This is a genomic window from Mycobacterium sp. E3298, assembly GCF_001666895.1.
GTDB lineage: Bacteria > Actinomycetota > Actinomycetes > Mycobacteriales > Mycobacteriaceae > Mycobacterium.
Window position 1 is genome coordinate 1 of record NZ_LZJB01000603.1, and the last position, 10203, is coordinate 10203.

At 66.8% G+C, this 10203-nt stretch carries 11 protein-coding genes and 2 pseudogenes; 11 read left to right on the top strand and 2 right to left on the bottom strand.

Annotated elements, in window-relative coordinates; all coding sequences use genetic code 11:
- The coding region (locus A9X05_RS27530) for a nitroreductase family protein (RefSeq protein ID WP_197499223.1) at positions 1–408 on the bottom strand (408 nt) is incomplete at its 3' end.
- 336 nt (positions 409–744) lie between these two features.
- Between A9X05_RS27530 and A9X05_RS32765 the strand changes: the two are divergent.
- From A9X05_RS32765 to A9X05_RS27560, 6 genes and pseudogenes are all read left to right on the top strand, one after another.
- Positions 745–980: pseudogene (locus tag A9X05_RS32765) on the top strand (carboxymuconolactone decarboxylase family protein).
- A gap of 9 nt (positions 981–989) precedes the next feature.
- The gene (locus tag A9X05_RS27540; RefSeq protein WP_067785390.1) at positions 990–1874 is read left to right on the top strand and encodes an NAD(P)-dependent oxidoreductase; all 885 of its coding nucleotides are present in this window, start codon (positions 990–992) and stop codon (positions 1872–1874) included.
- 239 nt (positions 1875–2113) lie between these two features.
- Positions 2114–3205 (top strand): amidohydrolase family protein, encoded by a 1092-nt coding sequence (locus tag A9X05_RS27545; protein WP_067785404.1) that lies wholly within the window; start codon positions 2114–2116, stop codon positions 3203–3205.
- A gap of 29 nt (positions 3206–3234) precedes the next feature.
- The gene (locus tag A9X05_RS27550) at positions 3235–4380 is read left to right on the top strand and encodes an amidohydrolase family protein (RefSeq protein ID WP_067785392.1); all 1146 of its coding nucleotides are present in this window, start codon (positions 3235–3237) and stop codon (positions 4378–4380) included.
- Between the two features lies 1 nt (position 4381).
- The gene (locus tag A9X05_RS27555) at positions 4382–4780 is read left to right on the top strand and encodes a Rieske 2Fe-2S domain-containing protein (protein ID WP_067785395.1); all 399 of its coding nucleotides are present in this window, start codon (positions 4382–4384) and stop codon (positions 4778–4780) included.
- A gap of 15 nt (positions 4781–4795) precedes the next feature.
- Entirely contained in the window at positions 4796–5662 is an 867-nt protein-coding gene (locus tag A9X05_RS27560; protein ID WP_067760135.1) for an alpha/beta fold hydrolase, read from the top strand.
- A gap of 5 nt (positions 5663–5667) precedes the next feature.
- On the opposite strand, the gene A9X05_RS27565 is transcribed toward A9X05_RS27560, so the two are convergent.
- Positions 5668–6129 (bottom strand): hypothetical protein, encoded by a 462-nt coding sequence (locus A9X05_RS27565; protein ID WP_082950157.1) that lies wholly within the window; start codon positions 6127–6129, stop codon positions 5668–5670.
- Positions 6130–6177: 48 nt separating this feature from the next.
- On the opposite strand from A9X05_RS27565, the gene A9X05_RS27570 reads away from it, so the two are divergent.
- The 5 genes and pseudogenes from A9X05_RS27570 to A9X05_RS27590 all read left to right on the top strand — a co-directional run.
- Complete coding sequence (locus A9X05_RS27570) at positions 6178–7482, top strand: NADH-ubiquinone oxidoreductase-F iron-sulfur binding region domain-containing protein (RefSeq protein WP_067785407.1); 1305 nt, start codon at positions 6178–6180, stop codon at positions 7480–7482.
- A complete protein-coding gene (locus A9X05_RS27575; protein WP_067760141.1) occupies positions 7479–7775 on the top strand; it encodes a ferredoxin in 297 nt (98 codons plus the stop codon). Before A9X05_RS27570 ends, A9X05_RS27575 begins: the two co-directional genes overlap by 4 nt.
- Before the next feature lie 90 nt (positions 7776–7865).
- A complete protein-coding gene (locus tag A9X05_RS27580) occupies positions 7866–8189 on the top strand; it encodes a hypothetical protein (RefSeq protein WP_067785398.1) in 324 nt (107 codons plus the stop codon).
- Between the two features lie 132 nt (positions 8190–8321).
- The gene (locus tag A9X05_RS27585) at positions 8322–10001 is read left to right on the top strand and encodes an OB-fold domain-containing protein (protein WP_197499224.1); all 1680 of its coding nucleotides are present in this window, start codon (positions 8322–8324) and stop codon (positions 9999–10001) included.
- Positions 9998–10203, top strand: a pseudogene (locus A9X05_RS27590) (alpha/beta hydrolase); the annotation flags it as partial. The gene A9X05_RS27585 and the pseudogene A9X05_RS27590, both read left to right, overlap by 4 nt.

Below are 10203 nucleotides of genomic sequence, written 5' to 3' on the forward strand. Positions count from 1 at the left end.
CTGCATGGCGGGGAAGATCGATCCGCCGAGCAGAAGCTCCGACGCGGTCGGATAGTGCTGCTGGGCGAACAAGACGGAGGTGAACTCGCCGGCCCGGTCGTGCAATTCGTAGGTCGCGCGGTAGGTGCGCGCCCGGCGGCTGTGATCATCGACGGCGGGGCGGCTCATGCCGTAGACGGGCTCGATCACCTCCAGGGCGCGGGCAGCCGCCTGGGCCACCACCGCGCGAAGCTCGGGTGACCGCAGCACGACGAAGCGCCAGCCCTGCGCGTTCGCGCCCGAGGGCGCCCATCTGGCCGCGTCCAGGCAGCGCACCAGGGTGGCGTCGTCGACCGGCTCGTCGGTGAAGCGCCGGATGGTCCGAGCGGTCGACATGACTTCCCAGATGTCGGAGCTTACTCCGGTCATGGTCTCTCCTCGTTGATTGCCATGCGGGACAGCCGATTCCGGCGACGCTGCAGCCCGGACGGTTTGCCGCGTGGGCCCGCGGAAGCTGGGAGGCGATGCATCGACCCCCGACTGTAGACCGCGCGAAAGTGCGTCGATGCGAGACTGCGCTCAGGCGATGACAGCGCCACGCCGACACGACGAAGGAGAAGACCATTGGATCGCGAAACCTACCAGCGCGGGCTGCACGTGCGCTCCGAGGTGCTCGGCGAGGAGTACGTCAATCGCGCCCTGGCCGAGGCGGACGACTTCACCAAGCCCCTGCAGGACCTCGTCACCGAATACTGCTGGGGCGCAGTGTGGGGTCGTGAAGAGCTGCCCCGCAATACGCGCAGCATGCTCAACCTGGCGATGATCTCGGTGCTGAATCGGCCGAACGAATTGCGCACGCACGTCAAGGCCGGCTGACCAACGGCGTCACCCGCGACGAGATTCGCGAGATCTTCCTGCAGGTCGCCATCTACGCCGGCGTGCCGGCCGCGGTGGACAGCTTCCGCATCGCGCGCGAGGCGTTCGCCGGCCTCGAGGACTAGGAGTTCGGAATGGAGGTTGGATTCATCGGGCTGGGAAACATGGGTTTTCCCATCGCGCGCCGCCTGATTCAGCAAGGCCACGACGTCGTCGCCTTCGACACGCGCGGCGCGGCGCTGGAGCGCATCGTCGCCTTGGGTGCGCGGGCCGCGTCGTCTCCGAAAGAGGTCGCCGACGGTGCCGAGACCGTCCTGGCCAGCCTCCCGACACCGATCGCCTCGCTTGAGGTGGCGACGGGCGTGGCCGAGGGCGCACGCATCAAGCGCTATGTCGACTTGTCCACGGTGGGCAGGCGAACGGCAATTCTGGTCCATGGGCGACTCGCGGAACGGGGCATCGCAGGGATCGACAGCCCGGTCAGCGGCGGCGCTGCCGCGGCCGAGAAGGGCGCGCTCGCGGTCATGGTGTCGGGCCCGCGCGCTGAATTCGAGGCCATCCGGCCGATGCTCGAGGCGATCGGCCGGCCCTTCTACGTCGGGGCCAAACCCGGCTCGGCTCAGACGATGAAGCTCGCCAACAACATCCTGGCGGCTAACGTCCTCGCCGCGACCGCGGAGGTCGTGGTGATGGGCGTCAAGGCCGGTCTCGACCCCACCGTGATGATCGAGGTGCTCAACGCCGGCTCGGGCGCGACGAGCGCGAGCCGGGACAAATTCCCCCGCGCGATCCTGCCCCGGACGTTCGATTACGGGTTCGCCACCGGCCTGATGGTCAAGGACGTGCGGCTGTACCTCGACGAGGCGCAGGAGCTCGGCGTGCCGACGGAGGTCGCCGCCACGATCAGCCGGTTGTGGGAGACGGCCGCCGAGGACCAGGGACCCGATGCCGACTTCACGACCGTGATCAAACCGCTGGAGAAGGCGGCCGGGGTGACCGTCGGTCCGTCCCCCGCCTAGCGTCCCTACCCCGTCGGCAAGGGGCGGACGGCCCTTCTCGATGGGCGGGAGAATGGTATTATCCACATTTAAGAACCATACTTGCACTCAGACTTCGAAAGCGCCTGCTACCAGGGACAACGATTAAACGAAATGCTTACCGGAAACCCCATTGATCGGCCACCGAGAAGAATGTTAGGTTGTCTATCATATGACCCGACCGGGCCCACTTTGGCTGCCCGAGCCGAAGGATGGCTTTCGTGATCGACCACGCTGACGGAACCCGCACGCCTCTTATCGACGCGAGCGTGCACATCTTCTTCCCGTCCAGCAAGGCGCTGCGGAGCGTCTTGCGCGAACCGTTCAAAAGCCGCGGTTTTCCCGACTACGAAATGGACTGGTACGGCGCCCCGGGCGGTGAGTATGCGCCCAACACCGAGGGACCGGATCGGCAGTACCCCGGCTCCGACCCCGAATTCGTTGCCCACGAACTCTTTTCGAAGCGCGGAGTCGACGTGGCGGTCCTGCACCCGATGGGCCGCGGCATCATGCCCGACCGGCACCTGGGCAGCGCGCTGCACGCCGCGCACAACGAGATGATGGTGTCGGACTGGTTGGATTCAGGCGAGTTCGGCGAGCGATTCCGCGGCACGATCCGGGTGAATCCCGACGACATCCCCGGCGCGTTGCGAGAGATCGAGAAGTACCGTGCCCATCCACGCGTCGTCCAGATCGGCGTGCCGCTGCAATCCCGCGAGCTCTACGGCAAGCCGCAGTTCTGGCCGCTGTGGGAGGCCGCGGTCGACGCGGGCCTCCCGGTGGCCGCGCACATCGAGGTGGGCAACGGCATCATGTTCCCGCCCACGCCCTCCGGCAATACCCGCACCTACGAGCAATACGTCAGCTTCATGGCGCTGAATTACATCTACCACCAGATGAACATGATCGCCGAGGGCGTGTTCGAGCGCTTCGACGGCCTGAAGTTCGTCTGGGCCGACGGCGCCGCCGACTTCATCACGCCGTTCATCTGGCGGATGGACACGTTCGGCCGGCCCCACCTGGAGCAGACGCCCTGGGCGCCGCGCATCCCCAGCGATTACCTCCCGGGGCACGTCTATTTCGTCCAGGGCAGCCTCGACGGCCCCGGGGACGTCGATTTCGCCGGCGAATGGTTCGGCTTCACCGGCAAGGACGACATGGTGATGTTCGGCTCCAGTTACCCGCATTGGCAGTTCGGCGACGCCAAAAAGCTGCCCAGGGCGCTCTCCGCCGAGCAGCGCGAGAAGGTCTGCTGGCGCAACGCGGCGCGGCTCTACGGCATAGACATCCCCGCCGAAGTGGGCGCACAGTAGAAGCAGGACGTGAGACCGAGGAGTTCCCCATGACGTTGACCCATTCGCAGGAGCGGGTCCCCGCGACCGAGCGCATAGCCGTCCGCTGCGTCGACTCGGACGTCCACCCCGCGCCCAAGCGGGGCGAGCTGGTCCCGTACATCCCGGAGCCCTGGCGCAGCAAGTACTTTCTCAACCGCAACGTGGGTGAGCTGATCTACTACGACGCGCCGGACTACGCGCACTCGTACGCGATGCGCGTGGACTCCTTCCCCGCCAACGGCGAATTCCCGTGCAGCGACCCGGATATGGCGTTCCGCCAACTCATCATGGAGGCGGGCTCCGACATCGCGATCCTGGAGCCGGCCGCCTACCCGGCGCGGCTGCCCGAGGCCCAGCACGCGATGTCGTACGCGCTGAACGACTGGCAGGCCAATCACTGGCTGGACAGCCACAACAATTGGCACGAACGGTGGCGCGGTTCGATCTGCCTCGCCATCGAAGAGCCGGAAGCGTCCGTGCGCGAAATCGAGCGCTGGGCCGGGCATCCGTTCATGGCGCAGATACTGATCAAGGCCGAGCCGAAGCCGTCCTGGGGCCATCCCAAATACGACCCCATCTGGGCCGCGGCCACCAAGCACGACATCACCGTGAGCTGCCACCTGTCGCGCAGCCAGTACGACGAGCTACCGATCCCGCCGGTGGGCTTCCCCAGCTACAACCACGACTTCATGGTGACCTACTCGCTGCTGGCCGCCAATCAGGTGATGAGCCTGATCTTCGACGGCGTCTTCGACCGGTTCCCGACGCTGCGGATCGTCTTCGTCGAGCACGCGTTCAGCTGGATCCTGCCGCTGATGTGGCGCATGGACGCGATCTACGAAGCGCGCAAGTCGTGGGTGGACATCAAGCGCAAGCCGTCGGAGTACGTCAAGGACCACATCAAGTTCACCACCCAACCGCTGGACTACCCCGAGGACAAGACGGAGCTCACCCGCGCACTGGAATGGATGGAGTGCGAGAAGATCTTGCTCTTCTCCTCGGACTACCCGCACTGGACGTTCGACGACCCCCGCTGGTTGGTCAAGCACCTTCCCAAGCACGCCCGCGACGCAGTGATGTACAAGAACGGGATTGCGACCTACCACCTGCCGGAGACCGTCCCGGTCCTCGAGGGTCAGACCCGGGTGCTCTGAGTTGACCGAACAAGCCAAACGGCCCGAGCCCCGTCTCGCCCAGGGCCGCGAGCATGTCGTTGCCACCGTGGACGAGATCCCGCCGGGCAAGCACAAGCTCGTCCCCATCGGCCGGCACGGCGTCGGGGTGTACAACGTCAACGGCAGCTTCTATGCGATCGCGAATTACTGTCCGCACCAAGGCGGTCCGTTGTGCTCGGGCCGCTCGAGGGGGCGCACGATCGTCGACGAAACCGCGCCCGGTGACTCGGTGATGGTGCGCGACCTGGAGTACATCTACTGCCCCTGGCACCAATGGGGTTTCGAGCTGGCCACCGGGACGACAGCGGTCAAACCGGAATGGAGTATCCGCACCTACCCGGTGCGCATCGTCGGCAACGACGTTCTGGTGCAGGCCTAACACAGGAGAAATCGCGTGCCTTCTATCGAGATCAACGGGGGAAATGTCGTCTACGAGATCCTCGGTGACTCAGGGGATCTCATCGCGTTGACGCCGGGCGGCCGGTTCAGCAAGGAGATCGAGGGCCTGCGGCCGCTCGCGGACGCGCTGGCCGCCGGCGGCTACCGCGTGCTGCTGTGGGACCGGCCCAACTGCGGCGCTTCCGACGTGCAGTTCTACGGGCAGAGCGAATCACACATGCGCGCCGAGACACTGCACAAGCTGGTGACGGGGCTGGGATTCGAGCGCTGCATCCTCGCCGGGGGATCCGGCGGGGCGCGGGATTCCATGCTGACCACGATGCTCTACCCCGAAATGGTCACCAAGCTGGTGGTGTGGAACATCGTCGGCGGCATCTACGGCACCTTCGTACTCGGCTCCTTCTACATCATCCCGAGCATCCTCGCGGTCCGCGGTACCGGCATGGACGGCGTGGTGAAGGTTGCCGAATGGCGGGACCGCATCGAGCAGAACCCCGACAACAAGCAGCGGTTCCTCGACTTCGACAAAGACGAATTCCTCAAGGTGATGCTGCGCTGGCTGAACGCGTTCGTCTCCAAGCCCGGACAGACGATCCCGGGCGTCGAGGACGAGATGTTCGACCGAATCAAGGTCCCCACGTTGATCATTCGCGGCGGCGAGAACGACATGGATCACCCGAAGCGGACGTCGCTCGAGGTCAGTTGCCTGATCAAGGGATCGAAGCTCATCGACCCGCCGTGGCCGGAGGATGCGTGGGAACGCGCATCCGAGGACCGTGCGGCGGGCCGGGTCCAGCACTTCAACATGTTCGACACGTGGGTACAGGCGGCGCCCCCGATCCTCGAATTCCTGGGCTCGTGATGGCGCTAGACGGTGCGAATGTGGACCTCGCAGTTGAGCGACGCCTCCAGAGCCGTGTGAACGCGGCTCTCCGGGATGCGTTCCAGGTCGGACTCCCGCAGCGTCACGTACACGATGTCGAATCCATCGTCACCAGGCGTCCGCTCGATGTCGCCCGCGAGCCCGAAGCCGGACAGCACGCCGTGGGCGTCGTCGTCGGTTCCGCGGCTGATGAAGGTTACCACCCCCGGTACCGGCGTGCCGCCGAACACCTTGGCGCACAGGTTCATTGCCACGTGCCTGGCCGCGTCGCCGTCTTCAGCGGCGATCAACAATTCGACTTCGCGGCGCCCCGCGGGCATGGCCACGAGATCGTTCTCGACCACGCCGACGCCCGCTTGCGCCGCGAGCTCAAGGAGCGCCGCCATGCCGTCTCGTAGCTGCGCCGCCGTGGACACGCTTTCCGGGTCGACGTTGACGCGTACCACCGCAGTTCGCACGTGCGCAAGCGTAGCCAAGACGATGGCAGGCCGGCCGTGAGCACCGCGCAATCCACCCCCATCGCCACCGCCACCTCCCCCGGCTGCGAACCCCGATTGCTCTTCGGACGAACCGGCCATACACCCGAGGATCTCGCGGCGTATCGAGAGCGCGGCGGATATCGGCCGCTCGCCGACGCCAATGGATTGCTGAGCGAAGTGGAAGTCAGCGGGCTGGTCGGTCGGGGCGGCGCGGCCTTCCCCCTCGCGATCAAGTTGCGCACGGTGCGCGATAACGGCCGCGTTGCCGGCGGCGCCGTGGTCGTCGCGAATGGTGAAGAGGGAGAACCTGCCTCGATCAAAGACCGGTGGCTGCTGCGCAACCGTCCACATCTGGTGCTGGACGGGCTTCGACTAGCCGCGGCGGTCGTGGGCGCCGGCCGCGCCTATGTATATGTGTCCGACCCGGAATCGGCGCACAGCGTCCAGACCGCGCTCGGCGAGCTCGATCCGGACACCGTCGGCGTCACGGTCGGGCTGTTGGCCGTGCAACCCGGGTATGTGGCCGGCGAGGAGACCGCGGCCGTCCGCGCGCTCAACGGCGGCCCGGCCAAGCCGACCGACAAGCCGCCACGCCCCTTCGAATCCGGCGTCGACGAACGGCCCACGCTGGTGAGCAACGTCGAGACGCTGGCCAATCTGCCCTTCCTGCAGGGCCACGGCTCGACGAAGTTCCGCTCGCAGGGCACGTCGATATCCCCGGGCACGTTCCTGGCCACCGTAACCGGCGCCGGCCGGCCGCCGGTGCTCTACGAGCTTCCGCTCGGCCTGCCGTTCACCGAACTCCTCGCGCTGCACGGCGTTTCGCCGGACCAGGTGCGTGGAGCGCTGATGGGCGGCTATTTCGCCGGTCTGCTCAACCGCTCCGTGCTCGAGACAACCCTGGATCACGAGACGATGCGGCGCCTCGGCAGCGGCCTGGGCTGCGGCGCGGTCTCGGTGATCACCGACGACTGCCCCGTCGCGGTCGCGGCGTCGGTGCTGGCCTACTTCGACCGCGAGAACGCCGGCCAATGCGGGTCATGCTTCAACGGAACCGCGGCGATGGCGGCCGTCGCCGGTGCGTTGCGCGACGGCGCCGCAACGGCAGAGGACCTCCAACGGTTGCGCCGCTGGTCGGTGCTGCTGCGTGGGCGAGGCGCCTGCGCGACGCTGGACGCCGCCACGAATGTGGCCGCCAGCCTGCTGGCGCAGTTCCCGGGCGAAGTGACCACGCACCTGGAGGGCACGTGCCCGGCCTGCTCTGGCGGCGCGTTCCGCAGCGACCGCCCCTACGAGGCGGAGGCTGCGAGGCAAGCATGAAAATCCGCTTGGATCGCACGGTTTGCGACGGTTTCGGCATCTGCGCCAAGTACGCGCCCGGATACTTCTCGCTGGACGATTGGGGCTACGCCTCCCTCATCGGCGATGGCACCGTGGCGGAGTCGGACCGCGACGCGGTGATGCGCGCCCTGATGGACTGCCCGGTGCACGCCATCGCGGAAATCGGGGAACGCACCTCGCCCGCCGCTCACCCACCACTCACCGATGCGGAAGATCCGGCCGAGCACCTCAAAACCGAAGAGAACGAGGCGGAGTGGGGATTCACCCGCTGAACGGGGTGCCGCGAAACTTCCTGACCATGGTCTAGGCGGTCTCGACGGAATAAGCTGAACCAGCCAGGATGGCCCATCGGGAGGCACACGATGAGGTGGTTTATTCGTCGCCTGACCGCCGTCATAGCGGTCGCGCTCGGACCGGCGGCCGTCGCGGTGATCGCGACGCCCGGAATCAGCTCGGCGGACTGCGATCGCAACATGTCGTTCAATCCGGCGACGCTCGAGTGCACGCCGCCACCGGTCCTACCGGACTGGTACACACTGCCGCCGCCATACGCGCCGCCATTCGCCGCACAGGACGTGCCGCCGCCACCACCACCGCGGCCATGGTGGTCACCGAACGAACCGATGTGGAATGCCGGCTTTCACCAGTGGGGTACCTATTTCACCGGCGTCTGGGTGCCCTACTGACCGGTCGTCCCGGCGGCGGCCACCGTCCCCGGAAACAAGGCAATACCGTCTCGATCGCACCTGCGTACGAGTGATAACGTAATTCTCCGATTCGTATAACGGTCCTACCAAGCCGCACCCTGGACCCGCTCGATGCGCGGAGGTGACGTGTCAGCAGCACCGGGCCGACCGCTGCCCCTGATCACGCAGGACAACGAGTTCTTTTGGACCTCGGGAGCCGACGGCAGACTGCGCCTGCAGGAGTGCCAGGCCTGCCAATCCCTGATCCATCCGCCCGCGCCGGTGTGCCGGTATTGCCGCTCAACCGATGTCGGGGTGCGAGCGGTCTCCGGCAGGGCAACGCTCGCCGGGTTCACCATCAACGAACGGTTCAGCCTGCCCGGGCTGGCCGCGCCCTACGTCATCGCGCAGGTGGCGATCGCCGAAGATCCGCGGATTCGGTTGACCACCAACATCATCGAGTGCGAGCCCGATCGGCTCGAACTCGGCCAACAGGTCGAGGTTGTCTTCGAACACGTCGAGGACGTGTGGTTTCCATTGTTCCGGCCGGTACACGATGCCGAAGCCGGCCCATTGCCCACCGATGAGATAGCGCCGGAGCGCTTCGGCGAACACGTGCGCCCCATGCTCACCCGGGAGAAGTTCGAAGACAAGGTCGCACTGACCGGGATCGGCATGTCGCCGATCGGTCGCCGGCTGATGCAGCCCCCGTTGGCGCTGACCGTGCAGGCGTGCGAAGCGGCCATCGCCGACGCCGGCCTGACATTCGCCGACATCGACGGCCTGTCCACCTATCCCGGCGCCATCACCGTGGCGGGCATGGGCGAGGGGGGCACCACCGCCCTCGAGGCCGCGCTCGGCATCCGGCCGACTTGGCACAACGGCGCGATGGAAACGTTCGGCCCGGGTGGCTCCCTGATCGCCGCGATGCTTGCGGTCGCCGGCGGGCTGGCCCGGCACGTGCTGTGCTTCCGGACGGTGTGGGAAGCCACCCACGGCGAGCTGATGAAGCAGGGCAAAATCAGCCCGACCCATGGTTCAGCGGGCCGGATGTCGGGCTGGCAGATGCCATTCGGGGCGACTTCCGCGGCGCACACCTTGGCGATGAACGCGCAGCGGCACTTTCACCGCTACGGCACCACTAAAGAGACGCTGGGCTGGATCGCGCTGAATCAGCGGGCCAACGCCGAACTCAACCCGACCGCCATCTACCGCTCGCCGATGACGATGGACGACTACCTCAACGCGCGGCCGATCACCACGCCGTTCGGCCTCTATGACTGCGACGTACCCTGCGACGGCGCGATCGCCGTCATCGTCTCCGCCGTCGACACCGCGCGCGACCTCGCCAAACCACCTGTCCTGGTCGAGGCGGTGGGCACGCAGATCATCGAGCGAATCGACTGGGACCAAAGCACTCTCACCCACGAACCGCAGGTGCTGGGTCAGGCGGCGCACGTGTGGACGAGAACCTCCCTGCGCCCCGACGACGTCGAAGTCGCCGAGCTCTACGACGGCTTCACCATGAACTGTTTGTCCTGGATCGAGGCGCTGGGATTCTGCGGAATCGGCGAGGCCAAAGAGTTCCTGGACGGCGGCAAGAACATCGCCCGTGACGGCCTGCTGCCACTGAACACCCACGGCGGCCAGCTGTCGCACGGGCGCACCCATGGCATGGGCCTCGTCCACGAGGCCATCACCCAGCTGCGCGGGGAGGCCGGCGATCGCCAGGTCGCCGACGCCCGCGTCGGCGTGGTCAGCAGCGGCGGCCTCACCCCCAGCGGGGTGCTCTTACTGCGGGCCGACGCATGAAAACGCCGCGGCCCCGGCTGGTGATCGTCAACGGCGTACCGATGTCGGCGCTGGTCGCCGAGGCCGACGAACCCAAGGCCGTGATCGTGGCGATCCACGGCGGGGGAACCACCGCAATGTATTTCGACTGTCCGGGGCATCCGTCGTATTCGCTGTTGCGGACCGGCGCGGCGGCCGGATTCACCGTGGTGGCGATCGACCG

Bases quoted from the DNA above. Each gene is read 5' to 3' on its own strand.
- A9X05_RS27550 (WP_067785392.1), top strand. From the start codon at position 3,235: ATGACGTTGACCCATTCGCAGGAGCGGGTCCCCGCGACCGAGCGCATA.
- A9X05_RS27585 (WP_197499224.1), top strand. From the start codon at position 8,322: ATGCGCGGAGGTGACGTGTCAGCAGCACCGGGCCGACCGCTGCCCCTG.
- A9X05_RS27540 (WP_067785390.1), top strand. From the start codon at position 990: ATGGAGGTTGGATTCATCGGGCTGGGAAACATGGGTTTTCCCATCGCG.
- A9X05_RS27575 (WP_067760141.1), top strand. From the start codon at position 7,479: ATGAAAATCCGCTTGGATCGCACGGTTTGCGACGGTTTCGGCATCTGC.
- A9X05_RS27580 (WP_067785398.1), top strand. From the start codon at position 7,866: ATGAGGTGGTTTATTCGTCGCCTGACCGCCGTCATAGCGGTCGCGCTC.